This is a genomic window from Streptomyces sp. STAM6 (genome assembly GCF_054963715.1).
This window is the reverse complement of the sequence record NZ_JBUEFZ010000007.1, coordinates 167,854-184,984: the sequence shown is the minus strand read 5'-3', so window position 1 is coordinate 184,984 and position 17,131 is coordinate 167,854. Positions and strand designations below refer to the sequence as shown.

General features: G+C 72.2%; 18 protein-coding genes and 1 pseudogene. 9 read left to right on the top strand and 10 right to left on the bottom strand.

Going from position 1 to position 17,131, the window contains the following annotated elements; genetic code table 11:
• On the bottom strand, positions 1-759 hold the full coding sequence (locus ACY34K_RS12340) for a peptidoglycan recognition protein family protein (protein ID WP_462746250.1): 759 nt from the start codon (positions 757-759) through the stop codon (positions 1-3).
• A 198-nt stretch (positions 760-957) separates the two neighbouring features.
• Here ACY34K_RS12340 and ACY34K_RS12335 point away from each other — a divergent pair, with 198 nt between their 5' ends.
• On the top strand, positions 958-2,391 hold the full coding sequence (locus ACY34K_RS12335) for a WGR domain-containing protein (protein ID WP_462746249.1): 1,434 nt from the start codon (positions 958-960) through the stop codon (positions 2,389-2,391).
• The gene (locus ACY34K_RS12330; protein ID WP_462746248.1) at positions 2,388-2,858 is read left to right on the top strand and encodes a hypothetical protein; all 471 of its coding nucleotides are present in this window, start codon (positions 2,388-2,390) and stop codon (positions 2,856-2,858) included. The genes ACY34K_RS12335 and ACY34K_RS12330 overlap by 4 nt, the downstream gene beginning before the upstream one ends.
• A gap of 90 nt (positions 2,859-2,948) precedes the next feature.
• Here ACY34K_RS12330 and ACY34K_RS12325 read toward each other — a convergent pair whose 3' ends face one another.
• On the bottom strand, positions 2,949-3,371 hold the full coding sequence (locus ACY34K_RS12325) for a DUF350 domain-containing protein (RefSeq protein ID WP_462746247.1): 423 nt from the start codon (positions 3,369-3,371) through the stop codon (positions 2,949-2,951).
• A gap of 211 nt (positions 3,372-3,582) precedes the next feature.
• Between ACY34K_RS12325 and ACY34K_RS12320 the strand changes: the two genes are divergently transcribed.
• Positions 3,583-4,125, top strand: a complete 543-nt coding sequence (locus tag ACY34K_RS12320; RefSeq protein ID WP_462746245.1) for a DoxX family protein — start codon at positions 3,583-3,585, stop codon at positions 4,123-4,125.
• A gap of 299 nt (positions 4,126-4,424) precedes the next feature.
• On the opposite strand, the gene ACY34K_RS12315 is transcribed toward ACY34K_RS12320, so the two are convergent.
• The 4 genes and pseudogenes from ACY34K_RS12315 to ACY34K_RS12300 all read right to left on the bottom strand — a co-directional run bounded on the left by ACY34K_RS12315 (position 4,425) and on the right by ACY34K_RS12300 (position 6,357).
• Positions 4,425-4,952, bottom strand: a complete 528-nt coding sequence (locus ACY34K_RS12315; RefSeq protein WP_462746243.1) for a MarR family winged helix-turn-helix transcriptional regulator — start codon at positions 4,950-4,952, stop codon at positions 4,425-4,427.
• A gap of 174 nt (positions 4,953-5,126) precedes the next feature.
• Positions 5,127-5,258, bottom strand: a pseudogene (locus ACY34K_RS12310) (thioredoxin-disulfide reductase); the annotation flags it as partial.
• A 43-nt stretch (positions 5,259-5,301) separates the two neighbouring features.
• Complete coding sequence (locus ACY34K_RS12305) at positions 5,302-5,721, bottom strand: arsenate reductase ArsC (RefSeq protein ID WP_462746242.1); 420 nt, start codon at positions 5,719-5,721, stop codon at positions 5,302-5,304.
• A gap of 48 nt (positions 5,722-5,769) precedes the next feature.
• Positions 5,770-6,357, bottom strand: a complete 588-nt coding sequence (locus ACY34K_RS12300) for a hypothetical protein (RefSeq protein ID WP_462746241.1) — start codon at positions 6,355-6,357, stop codon at positions 5,770-5,772.
• Between the two features lie 79 nt (positions 6,358-6,436).
• On the opposite strand from ACY34K_RS12300, the gene ACY34K_RS12295 reads away from it, so the two are divergent.
• Genes ACY34K_RS12295 through ACY34K_RS12285 form a run of 3 tightly spaced genes read left to right on the top strand, consistent with a single transcriptional unit; the run spans position 6,437 to position 8,628 of the window.
• Positions 6,437-6,751 (top strand): ArsR/SmtB family transcription factor, encoded by a 315-nt coding sequence (locus ACY34K_RS12295; protein ID WP_462746240.1) that lies wholly within the window; start codon positions 6,437-6,439, stop codon positions 6,749-6,751.
• A gap of 36 nt (positions 6,752-6,787) precedes the next feature.
• Entirely contained in the window at positions 6,788-7,570 is a 783-nt protein-coding gene (locus ACY34K_RS12290; RefSeq protein WP_462746238.1) for an aquaporin, read from the top strand.
• Positions 7,567-8,628, top strand: a complete 1,062-nt coding sequence (locus ACY34K_RS12285) for an ArsO family NAD(P)H-dependent flavin-containing monooxygenase (protein WP_462746237.1) — start codon at positions 7,567-7,569, stop codon at positions 8,626-8,628. The genes ACY34K_RS12290 and ACY34K_RS12285 overlap by 4 nt, the downstream gene beginning before the upstream one ends.
• An 11-nt stretch (positions 8,629-8,639) precedes the next feature.
• On the opposite strand, the gene ACY34K_RS12280 is transcribed toward ACY34K_RS12285, so the two are convergent.
• The gene (locus tag ACY34K_RS12280; RefSeq protein WP_462746235.1) at positions 8,640-9,179 is read right to left on the bottom strand and encodes a DinB family protein; all 540 of its coding nucleotides are present in this window, start codon (positions 9,177-9,179) and stop codon (positions 8,640-8,642) included.
• Positions 9,180-9,699: 520 nt separating this feature from the next.
• On the opposite strand from ACY34K_RS12280, the gene ACY34K_RS12275 reads away from it, so the two are divergent.
• The 3 genes from ACY34K_RS12275 to pspAB are packed head-to-tail and all read left to right on the top strand — an operon-like array spanning position 9,700 to position 11,583.
• Positions 9,700-10,047 (top strand): hypothetical protein, encoded by a 348-nt coding sequence (locus tag ACY34K_RS12275; protein ID WP_462746234.1) that lies wholly within the window; start codon positions 9,700-9,702, stop codon positions 10,045-10,047.
• Positions 10,048-10,060: 13 nt separating this feature from the next.
• Positions 10,061-10,984 carry a zinc metalloprotease HtpX gene (gene htpX, locus ACY34K_RS12270; protein WP_462746233.1) on the top strand — a complete coding sequence of 308 codons (924 nt, stop codon included), beginning with the start codon at positions 10,061-10,063 and terminating at the stop codon, positions 10,982-10,984.
• A gap of 20 nt (positions 10,985-11,004) precedes the next feature.
• Positions 11,005-11,583 carry a PspA-associated protein PspAB gene (gene pspAB / locus ACY34K_RS12265; protein WP_462746231.1) on the top strand — a complete coding sequence of 193 codons (579 nt, stop codon included), beginning with the start codon at positions 11,005-11,007 and terminating at the stop codon, positions 11,581-11,583.
• A 471-nt stretch (positions 11,584-12,054) separates the two neighbouring features.
• On the opposite strand, the gene ACY34K_RS12260 is transcribed toward pspAB, so the two are convergent.
• The 3 genes from ACY34K_RS12260 to ACY34K_RS12250 all read right to left on the bottom strand — a co-directional run bounded on the left by ACY34K_RS12260 (position 12,055) and on the right by ACY34K_RS12250 (position 16,739).
• Positions 12,055-12,255: a hypothetical protein gene (locus ACY34K_RS12260; protein ID WP_462746229.1), complete on the bottom strand. Its 201-nt coding sequence runs from the start codon at positions 12,253-12,255 to the stop codon at positions 12,055-12,057.
• 384 nt (positions 12,256-12,639) lie between these two features.
• Positions 12,640-13,782, bottom strand: coding sequence for an ABC transporter substrate-binding protein (locus tag ACY34K_RS12255; protein ID WP_462746227.1), 1,143 nt, complete (start codon positions 13,780-13,782; stop codon positions 12,640-12,642).
• A gap of 122 nt (positions 13,783-13,904) precedes the next feature.
• Positions 13,905-16,739, bottom strand: coding sequence for a SpoIIE family protein phosphatase (locus tag ACY34K_RS12250; RefSeq protein ID WP_462746225.1), 2,835 nt, complete (start codon positions 16,737-16,739; stop codon positions 13,905-13,907).
• Between the last annotated feature and the right edge of the window lie 392 nt (positions 16,740-17,131).

Genomic DNA, 17,131 nt, shown 5'->3' with positions numbered 1-17,131 from the left:
TCAGCGCTGCTGCAGGCGCGCCACCCGGGCGCTGATGTCCGGAAGCCGCGCGTACAGCGCGGCGCCCGGGCACCGGGTGGCGTAGCCGTCCGTGTGCCCGCCGACCACAGGCAGCACCGCGGTCGTCCCCTTCGGGAAGCGGGCCTCGTCGTTGCTGGACACCAGGGCGACCCTGCCGCGCGGATCGGGGCCGGCGGGGTCGAGCTTCCAGGCGATCAGCCGGGCGATCGCGTCGATCATCGGCCCGGGGACCGTCTCCCCGTCGTTGAACGTCCCGATCGCGGCGATCCCCACCGTGCCCTCGTTGAACCCCTTGGTGTGCGCCCCGATCACGGGCCGGTCGACCCCGCCCGCGCGGCCCTCGTAAATGGTGCCGCAGGCGTCGACGAGGAAGTTGTAGCCGATGTCGTCCCAGTGCCGGCCGTAGGCGTGCCCGGCGTACAGGTCGCGGAGCGTCCGCGGGACGGTCGCGCAGTCGTAGCCGTTCGGCGTGCTGGTGTGGTGGATGACGGCGGCCTTCAGCACGGGTGCGTAGCGGGCCCCCGGCGCCGTCCCCACGGCCTCGGCGTGCCAGGCCGTCCGCGGCACGATCACCGGGCGCGGTCCGGCCCGCCGGGCACCGTGCGGAGGAGTGGCGGACGGCGCCGAGGCCGAGGGGCCCGACGGAGCCGCGCCGGGCACGAGCCACAGGGACGCCACGGCCAGGGTCACGAGCACGGTCACGGTGGCCCCCGACCGGGTCAGCTGCACCAGACGCATGCTCAGGGCGTGTCCTTCGGATCGTGCCGGCCCCTGCGGCCCGGCCGCGGTGGCCACCACCGCCATGGTCCGTCCCCTCGCCCGGTCGGCGCCCGCCGGACTGCTCCGGTCCGGTGAATGTCAGTGCCCCGGCCTACGGTTCAGGCAGTGGGACCCGCGGAACAGGCCGCGGGGTCTGGCCCTGGGGAGAGGTCTGCCATGTCCAAGACGTATCTGGAGCTGTCGCAGGACGGCGGCGGTGCGCACAAGTTCTACGAAGTGACCGTCCAAGGACAGGTGGTGTCGGTGCGTTACGGACGGATCGGCGCGGCCGGCCAGACCCAGACGTCGACGTTCCCCACCGCCGAGAAGGCCCAGGCCGCCGCCGCCAAGAAGATCGGGGAGAAGGTCCGCAAGGGGTACGCGCCCGCCGTCCAGGGGCAGCGTGCCGCCCGGGCCGTCACGCGCCGTCAGGTGTCCTCCGCGCCGTCCACCGCGCGGTCCGTCGCCCCCGTGCTGTGGCGGTTCCGCACCGGCTCCTCCGCCTTCGGCATCCACGTCGACGACGACCACTGCTGGGTGGGCAACCAGTCGGGCGACGTCTACACCCTCAGCCACACGGGTGAGGTGCTCGCCCGCTTCCAGCTCCCCGACGGCGTCAAGTGTCTGGTCGCCGACGACTTCTGGATCTACGCCGGCTGTGACGACGGCCGGGTGTACGACCTGTCGTCGAAGCTGCCGTTCGCGGCGTACGACATCGCGGCCGACGTGGACATCTTCTGGCTCGACATCCACGAGGGCGTGCTCAACGTCGCGGACCGCGCCGGCCGGCTCACCGTCATCGACCACGAGGACGAGCACCAGTGGGCCCGCCGCAGCCGGGGCGAACACGCCTGGATGGTGCGCGCCGACGACCGGGCGGTCTACCACGGCCACCAGCGGGGGGTGACGGCGTACGCACCGGACGGCGGCGGCGAACTGTGGCACACGGCCACCCGGGGCGGGGTGCTCTTCGGCTGGCAGGAGGACGACGCGGTGTACGCGGGCACCGCCCGCCATGTCGTCCAGCGTCTCTCCAAGGACGACGGAGCCGTCGAGGCGACGTACGCCTGCGACAGCCCGGTCTACTCGTGCGCCACCTCGCCCGGCGGCCGGTTCGTCTTCGCCGGCGACTCGGCGTCGTCGGTGTACTGCTTCGACCGGGACGGCACGCGGCTGTGGAAGCTCGGCACGGGCGGTGGCTCGGCGCTCTCGATGCAGTACCGCGACGAGCGGCTGTACCTGGTCACCACGGACGGCTCTCTGGTGTGTGTCGACGCGAGCGAGACGGCCGTGACCGCGGCCCAGCAGGGCACCGTGCCGGTCGCCCGTGACGTGAAGCTCGCCGCCGCCCTGCCGACCTACGCCCCGGCGACCGCGGTGGCCTCGGTGGCGACCGTGACGGCGGCGCCCGCGGGAAGCGTCATCGTCGAGTGCGTCCAGGAGGGCGGCCGGATGCGGGTCCATGTGGTCTCCGACGGCTACGACCCGTCGTGGAACGTACAGTTCCCGCGTGCGATACGGCAGCCGGGCGCGCGGTACGTCGTGGACGCGCTGCACGCCGCGTCGGGCGGCTTCTACCGGGTGCGCGGTGACATCAGGCGGCTGCAGTGACGGGCGAGGCGTTCGAGGCCGCCACCGGGGACGGACCCGCCGTCCCGGCGGGCGAGACCGAGCGGCGCGCGGCCGAGGTGCGGGTGGCGTTCGAAGGGCTGCTGCAGATCCGGCGGCTGACCGGCACGGCGGGCGGGGACCCGTGCGCCGTGCCCGCGGTGTGGGAGCTGGGCCGTCCGGCCCGAGCGGTCGCGCTGGCCCTGGAGGCCGCGGGGATCCCCGCGTCGGCCGTGGACGCGGCGGGGCGGCGCGTCGCGACGGGGTACCGCGTCATCGCCGGCGAACGACCGGGGACGGTGCGGGTGGAGTGGCTGGGCCCGGCGGGGAGCGGCGCCGCACAGGTCGAGGAGAGCGAGCTCGGCGCGTGCGCCCGGGCGCTGGAGCGGCTGGGATGGGAGGCGCTGCTCTACCGGGGGCCGCGCAAACGGCGGTTCCTGGAGGTCGAGGCGGTCCGCGACGGGCGGTGAGCCGACCGCCCTCCGGCCAGGACCGTCTCCGCCAGGACCGTCTCCGCCGGGACCGCCTCCGCCGGGACCGCCTCCCGCGCGGGCCGGGCCTCAGGCGATGGAGGCCGAGATGATGGCCGAGACGGCGATGTTGCAGGACGCCGTCACCCACACCGCCGGGTGGGGCTCGGGCTCCACCAGCGTCGCACCCAGCTTTCCGGGCGTGATGAGGTCGACGACGAGGAACGCCACGGCCATCATCACCAGGCCGAGCACTCCGAACGCCGCGGTCGACACGAGGCCCTTGCCGAAGTCGTTGTACGTCGTCCAGATGGAGGTGAACACGATGCCGCCGATGCCGAGCAGGGCGGAGCTCAGGAGCACGGCCGCGTTGCGGTTGCGCTGCTCCCAGATCTGCCGGCCCAGCTTTCCGGGCGTCAGGACGTCCACCAGGACTATGCCGAGGATCAGCAGGACCACACCGAGGGCGCCGTAGGCACTGGCCCGGCCAAGTCCGTTGACGATGTCACTCATTGAAATGCCGGCTCCGTGTCAGTGGGTGATCGTGAATGATCGCGGTCAAGGCGACGCAAAATGTAGCGCATGGCCTGCTGGTACCGGCCCGCGCGGTGCCCGATCGTTGCATGACCCGTCCGGCCCAGCCTCGCGGTCCCCGCGATTCGATCGGGGCAAGAGTGGAACCCGTACACCTCGACCACTCACCGCGACGCAACCGGGAGACCTCATGACACCCCTCAACCGACGCGACCTCGGTCTGCTCGTGCTGCGGGTCGGTGCCGGCGCGGTGCTGGCCGCGCACGGTACCCAGAAGCTGTTCGGCTGGTTCGGCGGCGGGGGGCTCGACGCGACGACCAAGGCGATGGAGGGGATGGGGTTCCGGCCCGGCCGGCAGAGCGCGATCGCCGCGGGGCTCGGCGAGGCCGGCGGCGGTGCGCTCCTGGCCCTCGGGCTGGCCACCCCCGCCGCCGGCGCGGCAGCCGCCGGCGCCATGGCCGGAGCCGTCTCGGTACACGTCCCCGCCGGGTTCTTCAACCAGTCGGGCGGCTTCGAGTACCCGGCGTTCCTCGGGTTCACCGCGGCGGCCATCGGCGTCACCGGCGCCGGCCGGTACTCGGTCGACCACGCCACCCGGCACCGTTTCGACCGCCCCTGGACGGTGGCGACAGCCTTCCTCGGCAGTGCCCTGGCCGCGGCCGCGGTCGTCGGCAAACGCGCCCTGGACCAGCCCGCGGAGGGCGACGAAGGCGGGGCCGGCGAAGCGGCGTGAGTACGTCCGGCGGCGGGGGCCTGCGGCCCGGCCACGCTGCCGCCACTGGTGAGGCCTGACCGACTGACCCAGCGTCAGGTGAGCGTGGCAGGGCACGGGCGCCCGGGACGGTCCTTCGCGCGGTCCGGCCGGAACCGGTGACGCGCCGCTGTTCCTGCGGACCGCGCCACTCCTCCCCTGCCGGGCTTGAGGTCCGACGACCGCGCGGTCATCGCCCCCTTCGCCCTGGGGCGTGTTTCGAAAGCAGCGTCGTTCGCCCGGAGGGCGCCCCCGGGCAGACGGGACTTTCGAAACCCGCCCTAGAGGCCGATGCTCTCGGCCCAGCCAAGGGGGTGCGCGTCCGTCCCCGTGCCGGCGTGGCCGACCGTCGGTTCCCCGCCTGCTTCGGTGAAGCTGGTCAGGGCGTCCACCAGGGCTGACCGCTGATCGGGAGCGAGACGCTCCACGACTTCGGCGATTTCCCGGCGGCGCTTCGCGGTGACGTCCTCCACCAGCACCCGGCCGTCAGGGGTGAGCTGCAGTATGGTCTCGCGCCGGTTTGCGGGGTTGACCTGGCGGTCCACGAGGCCGGAGACGATGAGCCGGTCGACCATGCGCATGGCCGTGGAAGGGTTGACTCCCAGGCGTTCCGCCAGCGTCACGAGCTTGGCGGAGCCGTGTGTGGAGAGGACGACCAGGAGTCGGAACTGGGGGAGTGTCACCCGTTCCTCGACGGCGGCCAGTGAGCGGGCGGAGATGGCGACCAGGAGCCGGGAGGCCGTGAGCACGGCCCTGGTCACCACATCGACGTCGTCCGCCGCCGGCCCGCGGTCCTGTTCGCTGGTCATGCCTCATTTCTACCGCGCTTCGGCAGCGCTCCGGGGCTCGCCCTCGTCCTCCGTCTCCGGTGGTTACCGGCGCGGGAGAATCAGGCGTCGTCGCGGAGCGGTCCCGCGCGTGACGCACAGGATGGGTTCTCGCGGGGCGGCGTCGGGCTCCGGGACGGTGAGCAGGACCGCCAAGTTCTCGACCTCGGTGGGGGTGGTCAGGGAGCCGCCGACGAAGATCGAGCCGCCGAAGAGCAAGGGGCTCAGCCGGGCGCGGGCGGTGTCGAGGGCGGCGGTGTGTCCGGCGGGGCCGGAGCCTATGACGATGACCTCCGGACGTCGTCGGGGGCGGTGGGCCCGGTCACGGAGCTCATGCCTCCTGCGCGGTGTCGATCTCGGCGACGAGGGCCTCAATGCGGTCCTTGATCTCGTCCCGGATGGGGCGTACGGCTTCGACGCCCTTGCCGGCCGGGTCCTCAAGGGCCCAGTCGAGGTACTTCTTGCCCGGGAAGACCGGGCAGGCGTCGCCGCAGCCCATGGTGATGACGTAGTCGGACGCCTGGACCGCCTCGGTGGTGAGGATCTTCGGCTTCTGGTCGGCGATGTCGATGCCGATCTCGGCCATCGCCTCGACGGCCGACGGGTTGACCTGGTCCCCGGGGATCGAGCCGGCGGAGCGGACCTCGACGCGGTCACCGGCCAGGTGGCGCAGGAAGCCGGCGGCCATCTGGGAGCGGCCGGCGTTGTGGACGCAGACGAACAGGACGGAGGCGAGCGGAGCGGTGGCCATCGGTACTTCCTTCGGGCAGACGGAACATGGTGCGGGGACGGAAAGGATTCAGGGGCGGGACAGAGGGTCCCGCGGCGAGCGGCCGCGGGCATCGAGGGCGTCGCGGTTCTCGCGTACGACGGGGCAGGCGTCCTCGTAGCGCATGGTGACGACGACGTCGGCGGCCCGCGTGACTTCGCCGGTCAGCGGCTTGGGGAACGCGTCTTCCCTCACCGCAGCGGCCGCGGTGGCCGCCCGGACGGCATGCGGGTCGATGATTCCGGCCGGTTCGGAGCCGGCGGTGGAGACGATCACGTCGTCCCCGCCTCGGCGTGCGGCCCGGGCGTCACCGCTCCGGCGCCGGCCCGACCCGGGGGCGGCCGGAGTCGTGGTCGCGGACGGACCGTACGCGTGGGGGCCGGCCCACCGGGGGAGTGCCCCGGGGGCGGTGGCGTCCGGGGGCTCGGCTGCCGGCTGCTCGGCCGGCACCAACGGGTGGGTGCGGGCGTGCACGGCGTCTGTGGGGCACCGGTGCGAGTCGGCGATCAGGCACCGTACGGTCTTGGCCGGGGAGCGGCGCCGACGGCGGACGGAGAGGCGGGTGACGCCCGCCGCCGGGCGGTCGTCGGGCAGGACCGGGCGCGGGAACGCGGCCATCGCAGGAGCACCCCCTTCCGCCAGGTTCGGGATCAGCCCAAGCTGGTATCAGCCCGGGATGATGTGACAGTATCAGTCCATGATGACGTCAGTCGACACTGAACTGATCCGGGTGCTGGGCGACCCCCTGCGGCTTCGGATCGTGAGCCTGCTCGCCCGCGAGACGCTCTGCACCACCCACCTGGTGGAGGAGACCGGTGCCAAGCAGACCAACCTCTCCAATCACCTGAGAGTGCTGCGCGAGGCAGGCGTCGTCGAGACCGAGCCGTGCGGCCGGTTCACGTACTACAAGCTCCGTCCCGACGTCATCGAACAGCTCGCCGGTCAGTTCGCCGACCTCGCCCGGACCGCACGCGCGACGGCCGAGTCGAACGTCAAGCGATCCTGCCCGTAGCCCGCCACACCACTCTCACCTGCCCGAGGAGAACCGTTGTCCGTCACCGAGCCCGTCGGCACCGCATCCGCAGCGGAGGCCGTCACCGCCGCCGGCGAGCCCCGGCCCGCGCCGGGCGCGACACCGCCGCGCACGCCGCTGGTGGCCCGGGCCGCCGCCGAACTCGTCGGCACCGCGGCCCTCGTCGCGGTCGTGGTCGGCTCCGGCATACAGGCCACCGAGCTCACCCGCGACGTGGGCCTTCAGCTGCTGGCCAACTCGACCGCCACCGTCTTCGGTCTCGGCGTCCTGATCGCCCTCCTCGGCCCCGTGTCCGGCGCCCACTTCAACCCCGCCGTCACCGTGGCGGAGTGGTGGACCGCCCGCCGCGGCGGCGCGGGGGTGAACGCCCGGGAACTGGCCGTGTACGTGCCCTCCCAGGTGGTGGGCGCGGTCGCGGGCGCGGTCCTGGCGGACGCGATGTTCGGCGAGCCGCTGGTGAAGTGGTCCACGCACGACCGGTCGGCCGGGAACCTGCTGCTGGGCGAGCTCGTGGCGACGGCCGGTCTGATCCTCCTGATCTTCGGTCTGGCCCGTACCGGCCGGCTCCGGTTCGCGCCGGTCGCCGTCGCCTCGTACATAGGGGCCGCCTACTGGTTCACCTCGTCCACGTCGTTCGCCAACCCGGCGGTGACGATCGGGCGGGCGTTCACCGACACCTTCGCGGGCATCGCCCCCGCCTCGGTTCCCGGGTTCGTCGGTATGCAGCTCATCGGCGCCGTGGTGGGCCTGGCCCTGGTCGCCGTCATCTTCATGCGAGGCAAGGCCGCCACCGAATGACGCGGCTCACGGACGCGGTGGTGATCGGCGGCGGCCAGTCCGGGCTCGCCGCCGGCTACCACCTGCGCCGCCTCGGCCTGGACTTCGTCATCCTCGACGCCCGGCCGGCACCCGGCGGAGCCTGGCAGCACACCTGGGACTCCCTCCACCTGTTCTCCCCGGCCGCCTACTCCTCCCTGCCCGGCCGCCTCATGCCGCCCCAGGCCGGCGAGGCGTACCCGGACGCCGCCCACGTCGTCGCCTACCTGACCGACTACGAGCAGCGGTACGAACTCCCCGTCCACCGCCCCGTACGCGTCTCCGGCGTCCACCGCGACGGCGACCACCTCCGGGTGGAGAGCGACGCCGGTACATGGCGGGCCCGCGCGGTCGTGAGTGCCACCGGCACGTGGTCACGCCCCTTCGTGCCCGCCGTCCCCGGACGCACGGAATTCACCGGCCGACAGCTCCACACCGTGGACCATCGCAGCCCCGCCGACCTCGCCGGGCAACGGGTGGTCGTCGTCGGGGGCGGCAACTCCGGCGCCCAGATCGCTGCCGACCTCGTGCACGACACGGAACTGACCTGGGTCACCCTGCGCGCACCCCGTTACCTCGCCGACGACATCGACGGCCGCGCCCTCTTCGACGCGGCGACCGCCCGCCGCCGCGCCCTCGACGAGGGCCGCACCGACACCGGCGGCGTGGCCTCGCTCGGCGACATCGTCGCCGTCCCGCCCGTCCGCGCCGCCCGCGACGCCGGACTGCTCAAGGCCCAGCCCATGTTCCACCGCATCACCCCCACCGGCGTGGCCTGGGCCGACGGCACGACCGAGGAAGCCGACGCGATCGTCTGGTGCACCGGCTTCCGCCCCGCCCTCGCCCACCTCGCCCCGCTCGGACTGCGTGGCCCCCGCGGCCACATCCCCACGGACGGCACCCGGGCCCTCGACGAGCCGCGCCTGCACCTCCTCGGCTACGGCGACTGGACCGGCTCCGCCTCCGCGACCCTCATCGGAGTGGGCCGCCCGGCCCGCGAGGCCGCCCGCGCCGTCGCCGGTCTCCTGGCACGAGCCTGAGGACGGCTCCTTCAGCGGGCGCCCGTGAGCGTGAGCTGGCGCCGGTGGAAGTCGAAGTGCAGGGTCGGATAGCGGTACAGCTCCGCCACGGTCATGTAGTCGCTGAAGAAGGGGTCCCAGCGGGCGGGGTAGTGCATGCCGCGGCCCAGTCCCCGCTCCGTCTCGGCGTCGAGGCGGTGGTGCAGGTCGGCGACGACCCGGTCGAACACGACGGCCATCCGGCGTGGCCCGAGGACTCGGACCGCGCCGACGGGACCGAGGCGGTTGACGACGTCGAAGGGTCGGGTGGCAGCATTCAGCAAACCCGCGAAGGCCCGGCCGACCCGGTCCGGAAGCCGGGTGAACACACGCGTCAGGAGCAGCAGCGGGCGTATCAGGATGTAGCCGAAAAGCATGTGGAAGAGCAGCTGCTCGTTGGTCCAGCGGGTTCCCTCGGTCGGCCTGCGCAGATCCGCCCCGGTCGCGTCGCCGAGGAGTTGGTGGAAAGCCGTACGCGCCCGTTCCAGCTCGTCGTGGATCGCTCGGCGGTCCAGCGGCGGCTCAGGTGTCATGGGAACCACCCGCTCTCCGGGGATCCTCCGGCCGTCCTGCAGACGGCTGTCTGCTCCATTGACGCCCCGGCGCGCTCGCACAGCCACCTGAGCCGTCACCGGCGCCTTCAGCCGCTGCCGGGGGCTGGCGTGCCCGGGGCGACATCGGCCACCAGGTGCGGGCGGGGCCGTCATCATCGGCCTTCCCCTGCCTCCGGTGCTCCGTTCACCGCCGGGGCCGCCTCCTTCCGGAAGTCCCCCGGAAATCCTCCGGAAAGCCGGCCGGCCGACACTCGCAGCCGGCTGTCTTCGCCGGTCGTGCCGCGCCCCCGGCGACCGAGCGGTGTCTCGCCCGGGAGCGGGCCGTGACCAGCACGAGCCCGTACGGCAGAGGATCGAACTGCGACGCAGCAGGTGTGCCGGACAATGGAAGTGGTGCTCGGCTGTCGGTGACCAGCAAGAGAGCCGGTGTCGCGGTCGAGAGCGGTACGCCTCGGCCGCATTCCGGCCCGTCGCCGGCCTCGTGAGCAAGGAGGTCACCATGAGCGGCATCACCGAACGCCTCGCCACCCTTTTCCGGATCAAGGTCGGCAAGGCTCAGGCGAACAAGGCTCCGAACGAGGCCGAGGACGTGCGCGAGGCCATGGACCATTCCCGCGATCAGCAGCCGCGGATGCCGCGGCGCGTGCGGCACGGCGCGGCCGACGGGGCGATCGGCCGCGAGCGGTCCGAATGCCGATGCGGCCGGCCCCGGCGATCCCGCGCCGGGCCGCGCGGTGATCTGCGCGGCCACGGAGATACGGCGGGTGAGCGCCTCGCGGGCAAGAAGCCCGCGGCAGGCGCCCGAGCCGCCTTCCGACGAGGGCCTGATCCCCGCGTGACGGACTGAAGGTGTGAGGGCGATGCGCAGCCGTTTCGAGCCCGACCGGCAGTTGACCGCCCGCATGGCGGTCACCACGTTCCTGCTCGGTCTCCTGTACGTGGCGTTCATCGCCGCGCTGATCGCGCTGCTCAAGTCCGTCGTCCTGGTGGTCGTCATCGCCGCGGCCCTGCTGGGGGCCCAATACTGGTACTCCGACCGGATCGCGCTCTACGCCATGCACGGCCGTGTCGTCACGCCCGAGGAGCAGCCACGACTGCACGGGGTCGTCGACCGGCTGTGCGCGACCGCGGACATGCCCAAACCCCAGGTGGCCGTCTCCAACATGGACCTGCCCAACGCGTTCGCCACCGGCCGGAACGCCGACCACGCCGTCATCTGCGTGACCACCGGGCTCATGCGCCGCCTGGAGACCGAGGAACTCGAAGGCGTCCTCGCCCACGAGCTCTCCCACGTCGCCCACCGCGACGTGGCGGTGATCACCGTCGCCTCGTTCCTGGGCGTCGTCGCCGGCCTCATCGTGCGCTTCGCCTTCTACTCCCAACTGTTCGGCGGGCGCAATCAGCGGGACCAGAACACCGCCGCCGTCTTCCTGGCCGTGATGGGTGTCTCCGCCCTCGTCTACGCCGTCAGCTTCCTGCTCATCCGCGCCCTGTCCCGCTACCGCGAACTGGCCGCCGACCGCGCGGCCGCCATGCTGACCGCCAAGCCGTCCGTGCTGGCCTCGGCGCTGACCAAGGTCAGCGGCGACATCGCCCGCATCCCCACGAGGGATCTGCGCACCGCGCAGGCGTTCAACGCGTTCTTCTTCACCCCCGCCCTCGGACCCGGCACAGTGGTGGCGAACATCTTCTCCACCCACCCCACGCTGGAACGCCGGCTGGAGGCGCTCGCGGAACTCTCGGCACAGCTCGGCGAGGCGGGCGGCGCACCGGGCGGGGAGTGAGGGAAGGAGGCGAAACCCCCGTGGGCTTCTGGGACGTCCTGTTCGGCCGGAGCAAGCCGGTCCGGCCCGACCTCGACCAGCTTTTCGCCCTGCCCTCGGCGGCGATCACCCTCCAGGCCGCGACCGGCTTCACCCCGACCGGAGCGGGCTCGGTCTGCTTCGCCGCCGTCGAAGGCGGCGCCTTCGCCCGGATCCAGCAGGAGGTACGAGCCCTCCTCCAGGCCGACTCCGCACGCGGCGGCGCACCGGTGGAGTTCAGCCGCGACACCTACGGCTACTCCTGGCTGCTCTCCCGCCGCCCTCCGGGCGACCTGCCCGCCCTGGTGGGCGACCTCCACGCGGTCAACACCTCCCTGCAGGACAGTGGCTTCGCCCCGCACCTCCTCTGCTCCCTCGTCACCTTCCACAACACCGAGCTGCGCCCGCTCGCGTTCGTCTACCTCTACAAGCGCGGCACGTTCTACCCGTTCGCCCCGCTGCCCGGCGACAAGCGCGACAACCCGCTGGAACTCCAGGTCAAAGCCGTACTGAAGGACGACCTGCGCATCGAGCAGGACCTGAGCCGCTGGTTCCCCCTCTGGGGCGCCCCCGGCCTGTGACACGGAGGGACCGCGCCGCCGGCGGCGTGCCGCGGGGGGCGCGGATCGGCCGGGACGCGACGGCGCCGCGAGACCGGTGGCGGTCGGTTCGGGGCAACACCGCGGCTCGGGTGGCCGCAGCGGACCGAGGCTGCTCCGCATCGTCGGCGCCATCAGCCACAACGACCCGCATGCCCGTGCGTGAACGCCGGCGTGGCATCGACCTGGTCCGTCACCGACTCTCGGCGGCGACCCGTCCGGCCTCGGGAGCGCGGTATCGGTCAGCGGCCGGTCGCCGCCCGTCGTCCGACGGGCGCGCCGGCAGATACCTGGCACCGGGCGCATCGAAGCCCCCCGCACTTCACCTACTTCTGCCCACCCCAGAGGGCCGAACTCCACTCTCTCCAGGTCGCCCCGCGGCCGCGACGTCGTCGCGGCCTTCGCACAGTGCGATCGACGATGTCCCCATCACCCTTGAAAGGCAGGGCGTCATCACCACCGGGCGACGAGCGGCGTGTCCGGTTCCTGCTGCCGCCAGGCTTCGATGAGACGGGCGAGGCGGGCGGGGGCCGCGATGCCGCGCACGGTCACGATCCTGCCGCCTGCGGCCGTCGTCTCGACCGGGCTGGACGCCCTGCTGGACTCACCGTTCCGCATCGCGGCACCGGAGGCGGTGATCGCTGTCGAGGGCACGTCGATCGTCGGGTTGGGGGTGGGGCGACCTTGTGGCGGAGATCCTGAACCACGTATCCCGGTCCGGCCAGGACTGGTCGCTGCCGGGAACCATCCGCATTCCGCAGGTCGTGCGGATCTTTCAGTACAAGTCCGGTCACCGTATGTGCACGGGCTCGTTGTCCTTCCCCGAGCGTGCTCCGGTTGCCCAGATGCCCGGACCCCGAGGGCATGGGCGACCACGAGTTCGGGTGGTAGCGGTGTTCGGCACTGCCGTGGGCAAGGTCGCGGGTCGCGTGGACCAGCGATTCCTCTCCACCTTGCAATTTCCGGCATTCGTCTTGTGGCTACCGGTGTGAGGCCCGGACGGGCGGGTGCACGCCTGGCCAGGAGCGCCCTTGGCTCTCAGCTCGAGACGGCCTCGGCCCAGCCGCGGTTGACGGTCTCTCTTGCCTTCTCCCTCTGCGCCTCCGTCGGAAACGTCGGCGTGCCCTCGACCGTCGGCAGTTTCTCCGCGGCGGCCTTGTCGAGGGTGCCGTCCTTCTCCATGGCGTCCATGAGGACGGGGCGTGCATAGGCGCCGAGCCGGAGGTTCTGGCCCTCCGGGCTGAAGACGTACTCCTGCCACAGACGTGCCGCCGCGGGGTGCGGAGCGTCTTTGTTCACCCCGTTCGCGTAGTACTGAGCGAAGCTGCCGTCGAAGGGGATGGCGGTCCGCCAGTCGACGTCCGTGCCATTCTCGCGGAATTCCTGGGCGTATCCGAGGTTGAGGAAGTCCCAGTCGATGCTGATCGGGGTCTGGCCCTTCGCGATGGTGGCCGGGGTGGATTCGACCGGGATGAAGTTGCCGTTCTTGCTGAGCTCGGCGAAGAAGTCGATGCCGGGCTGGACGTCGTCGAAGGAACCCCCGTTCGCCAGGGCCGCCGCGTAGACCCCGGCGAAGGCGGAGCCGGACTTGGTGGGGTTGCCGTTGAGTGCGACCTTGCCTTTGTACTCGGGCTTGCGCAGGTCGGCGAAGGTCGCGGGGCAGGTCTTGACGCGCTTGGCGTCACAGCCGATCGAGATGTAACCGCCGTAGTTGTTGTACCAGCGGGCCCGGTCGTCCTTCTGCTCCTTGGGGATCTCGTCGTACGTGGCGACCTTGTACGGAGCGAGCAGGCCCTGCCGTGCCGCGGATTGCGCGAACGAGCCCCCCACGTCGATCACATCGGGGGCGCGGCCTCCGCCTCTGTGCTCCTTCAGGGCGTTGATCTCGTCCTGGCTGGTACCTTCCGGGTTCTCCACCATGACCTTGATCCCGTACTTCTGCTCGAAGCCGTCGATCAGTGCGCCGTAGTTGGCCCAGTCGCTCGGGAGCGCGATCGTGTTGAGCGAGCCCTCTTTCTTCGCCGCTGTGGTCAGTGCTGCCATGCCGCCGGCGTCCGCGGCGGAGGTGGCCACAGCGGGTGCTCTGGGCGCGGTGGTGGGCTTGTCTCCGCAGGCGCCGAGGGGCGCCGCGAGGACCAGGCAGGCGGCGACGAAGGCTGTCCGGAGACGAGGTGCGGGCACAAAGGCACCATAACGGGCGGTCGCGTACTGATCGAGGCCGGCGTACGTTCGGCAGCCTCGGCAGCGCAGTCCCAGACGGTGGTGTCCGCTGTCTCCGCTGCGGCTGCCGTACCGACGCGTTCTCAGGACCCCTCGTCGTCCCACCCGGCCAGGAGTGCCTCCCCGAGATCCATCGCGGGCGGTGCGGACCCGTCGTGGAGGGCCTGCTCGCTCCAGATGATCTTGCCGCGGGCGGTGTAGCGGGTGCCCCAGCGCTCGGCGAACTGCGCGACGAGGAACAGGCCGCGACCGCCCTCGTCGGTGGCCTCGGCCCGGCGCAGGTGCGGGGAGGTGCTGGACCCGTCGGAGACCTCGCAGATCAGGCTGCGGTCGTACAGCAGCCTCACCCGGATGGGCTCGGTGCCGTAGCGGATGGCGTTGGTTATCAGCTCGCTGAGGATGAGTTCCGTGGTAAAGGCGATGTCCTCCAGGCCCCACTCCGCCAGTCGGCGGGCGCAGGCGTTGCGCACCGGGGACACCGCCGCAGGGTCGGGGCGCACGTCCCACTCGGCGATCCGCGCGGGGTCCAGTCGGCGGGTGCGGGCGACCAGCAGCGCGACGTCGTCGCTGGGCCTGGTGGGCAGCATCGCGTCGATCACCGCGGTGCAGGTTCCCTCCGGGGTGCGGGCGGGCCCGGCCAGGGCGGCGCGCAGCGCTGCCAGGCCCGCGTCCGGATCGCGGTCGCGGCTCTCGATCAGCCCGTCGGTGAAGAGTGCCAGCCGGGAGCCTTCGGGCAGGGTGACCGTCATGGTCTCCATGGGCAGGCCCTCGCCCAGGCCCAGCGGCGGGGAGACCGGCACCTCGGGGAAGGACACGGTTCCGTCGGGGCGGACCAGAGCGGGGCCCGGATGCCCGGCGGTGGCGGCCGTCACCTGCCCCGAGACGGGATCGTAGATGGCGCACAGGCAGGTGGCTCCGGTGATCCCCTGCCACTCCTGCTCGTCGGTGTCGATGTGGGCGACCAGCTCGTCCAGGTGGCTCAGGAGTTCGTCGGGGGGCAGGTCGAGGGTGGAGTAGTTGTACACGGCGGTGCGCAGGCGGCCCATGGTGGCGGCTGCGTGGAGACCGTGGCCGACGACGTCGCCGACCACCAGGGCCACCCGGGTGCCGGGCAGCGGGATGACATCGAACCAGTCACCACCCACACCGGCCTGGGCAGCCAGATAGCGGTGCGCGACCTCGACCGCGGACTGCTCCGGTACGCCCCGGGGCAGCAGGCTGCGCTGCAGGGTGACGGCCATGGTGTGCTCGCGGGTGTAGCGGCGGGCATTGTCGACGGCCAGTGCCGCCCGGGCGGTCAGCTCCTCGGCGAAGGACACGTCCTCCTCGTCGAACGGCGGGGAGTCCTGCCCCCGCCAGTAGCCGGCCATCCCCAGCACCACGCCCCGGGCCCGCAGGGGCACGGCGATCAAGGAGTGGATGCCGCGGTCCAGGATCTGCAGGGCGTTTGCCGGGTCCTGGGTCCGCCAGTGGTGGGTGGCGCGCAGGTCCGTCTCCAGGACCGCACGGCCGTCGGCCAGCCCAGCCGCCATGGGGCTGGAGGGAACGAACCGGATCAGCTCGCCGACAGGGTAGAGCGGGTGGTCGCCCTGAAGGCCGACGGCGGCGGTGCGGCGCATCTCGGTGCTCGCTTCGGTCGGCTCCTCGCCGCGCAGCACAGGGTCCAGCAGGTCGACCGTGACCACGTCGGCGAACCGTGGGACCGCCACCTCCGCCAGTTCCTCCGCAGTCCGCTCGACGTTCAGCGTCGTTCCCACCCGCAACCCCGCGTCGTAGAGCAACTTCAACCGCTCGCGGGCCACCTCGGCCCTGCCGGAGAGTGCCCGCAGCTCGGTGGTGTCCCGCAGCGTGACGACGGTCCCGGCCTGCCCGTAGGGGGCGGTTGGCCGGATGTTCACCGACAGCAGCCGATCGGCTGCCATGTGCAGCTCGTCGGTCGCGGAACGGCCCGATGCGAGCGGCTCGGCGATCCCCTCCTCCAAACCCAGGTCCGTGACGGGGAGGCCTTCCGCGTCCACGGGCAGACGCAGCAGCCGCCGCGCCTCGTCATTGGCCAGCAGCAGCCGTCCGCCGCCGCCGATGATCAGCACGCCCTCTCGCACCGCGTGCAGCACCGCGTCGTGGTGCTCGTACATCCTCGTCATCTCGGCCGGTCCCAGGCCATGGGTCCGGCGCAGCAGCCGACGGCTCACCAGAGCGGTTCCGCCCGCGGACAGGGCGAGCACCGCGGCTGCACTGCCGAGCACGACCGGCAGCTGCCGGTTCACCATGCTCTGCACGTTCTGGACCGTGACCGGGGAGGCGACGATGGCGATGACGCGGCCGTCGGAGTCCTTGACGGGGACCACCGAGACCACGGACTGCCCCAGGGACCCTTCGAAGGTCTCGGTGAAGGATTGGCCGGCCGCCGCCTTGGAGAAGGGGCCGACGACGTGCTTCCCGATCTGCCGTGGGTCGCTGTGGGCGAGGGTGACCCCGGAGAGTGTGTACACGTTGATGCCGTCGACCCCGGCGATCTTCCGGGCCGCCTCGGCGCTCGGCTGTAGCGCTGCGCTCGGATGGGGGCTGCGCAGGGCCGCCACGATTCCCGGAGATTCCGCGAACGTTCCGGCGGCGGCGAGCGTACGGTGCCGGGCGTCCACCATGCTGGCGCTCCGGGCTTGCACCACGAGCGCCACCACCGCGGCGGCGACGAGCAGCACCACGACGGCCAGCTGCAGGAGGAACACCTCGCCGGCCACGCTGCGCGCGCTCAGAAGGGAGGACAGGCGCTGCGGCCGCCGCGCCCTTTCCTTGGGGGACTGGGCGTGCTCCTGTCGCTCCTGGTGGCTTCCTGAGCGGGGACGCCGAGGGGGAGAGGAAGAGCTCGTGGTCGAGCCGAGCAGCCGACGTCGGACGTGTCCAAGTAGGTCGCTCATACTCCATTTTCTAACCTCTATGGGCCGTCGGCAGGGCGGAGCGACCGGGGGGCGACGGTCGCCGAGCCGGCGATCCGGGCCTCTCCGCAGAGTGAGGGTGTGGCGCGGCGCGTGGGGCGCGGGCGGGACTCCGGGCCACCGCCGCGCCGATGGGGATCCCGCGCCCACACGCCGTGCAAGAAGTCATGCTGGTTCAGGAAAATGGAGGGGTGGACGGGACGAGCTCAACGACGTGCCGGCCGCCGTTACCGCCTGCTGCGCTGAGCCGGCCACCGGCGGCTGGGGGCGTTTCTCTCGGCTCAGTCCTCGCCACGGCGCACTTCGCGCCGCGGAATGCCCATGGTGTCCGGATAATGGATGGAACGGGGAGTGGAAGGGGACATCTCGTGCCA

What these genes read in the sequence shown, in the direction of transcription:
- ACY34K_RS12285 (WP_462746237.1), top strand. Translation starts at nt 7,567, where the DNA reads ATGACGCGGCTCACGGACGCGGTGGTGATCGGCGGCGGCCAGTCCGGG.
- ACY34K_RS12280 (WP_462746235.1), bottom strand. Translation starts at nt 9,179, where the DNA reads ATGACACCTGAGCCGCCGCTGGACCGCCGAGCGATCCACGACGAGCTG.
- ACY34K_RS12300 (WP_462746241.1), bottom strand. Translation starts at nt 6,357, where the DNA reads ATGGCCGCGTTCCCGCGCCCGGTCCTGCCCGACGACCGCCCGGCGGCG.
- ACY34K_RS12325 (WP_462746247.1), bottom strand. Translation starts at nt 3,371, where the DNA reads ATGAGTGACATCGTCAACGGACTTGGCCGGGCCAGTGCCTACGGCGCC.
- ACY34K_RS12320 (WP_462746245.1), top strand. Translation starts at nt 3,583, where the DNA reads ATGACACCCCTCAACCGACGCGACCTCGGTCTGCTCGTGCTGCGGGTC.
- htpX (WP_462746233.1), top strand. Translation starts at nt 10,061, where the DNA reads ATGCGCAGCCGTTTCGAGCCCGACCGGCAGTTGACCGCCCGCATGGCG.
- ACY34K_RS12275 (WP_462746234.1), top strand. Translation starts at nt 9,700, where the DNA reads ATGAGCGGCATCACCGAACGCCTCGCCACCCTTTTCCGGATCAAGGTC.
- ACY34K_RS12305 (WP_462746242.1), bottom strand. Translation starts at nt 5,721, where the DNA reads ATGGCCACCGCTCCGCTCGCCTCCGTCCTGTTCGTCTGCGTCCACAAC.
- ACY34K_RS12250 (WP_462746225.1), bottom strand. Translation starts at nt 16,739, where the DNA reads ATGAGCGACCTACTTGGACACGTCCGACGTCGGCTGCTCGGCTCGACC.
- ACY34K_RS12315 (WP_462746243.1), bottom strand. Translation starts at nt 4,952, where the DNA reads ATGACCAGCGAACAGGACCGCGGGCCGGCGGCGGACGACGTCGATGTG.
- ACY34K_RS12295 (WP_462746240.1), top strand. Translation starts at nt 6,437, where the DNA reads ATGATGACGTCAGTCGACACTGAACTGATCCGGGTGCTGGGCGACCCC.
- ACY34K_RS12340 (WP_462746250.1), bottom strand. Translation starts at nt 759, where the DNA reads ATGCGTCTGGTGCAGCTGACCCGGTCGGGGGCCACCGTGACCGTGCTC.
- ACY34K_RS12335 (WP_462746249.1), top strand. Translation starts at nt 958, where the DNA reads ATGTCCAAGACGTATCTGGAGCTGTCGCAGGACGGCGGCGGTGCGCAC.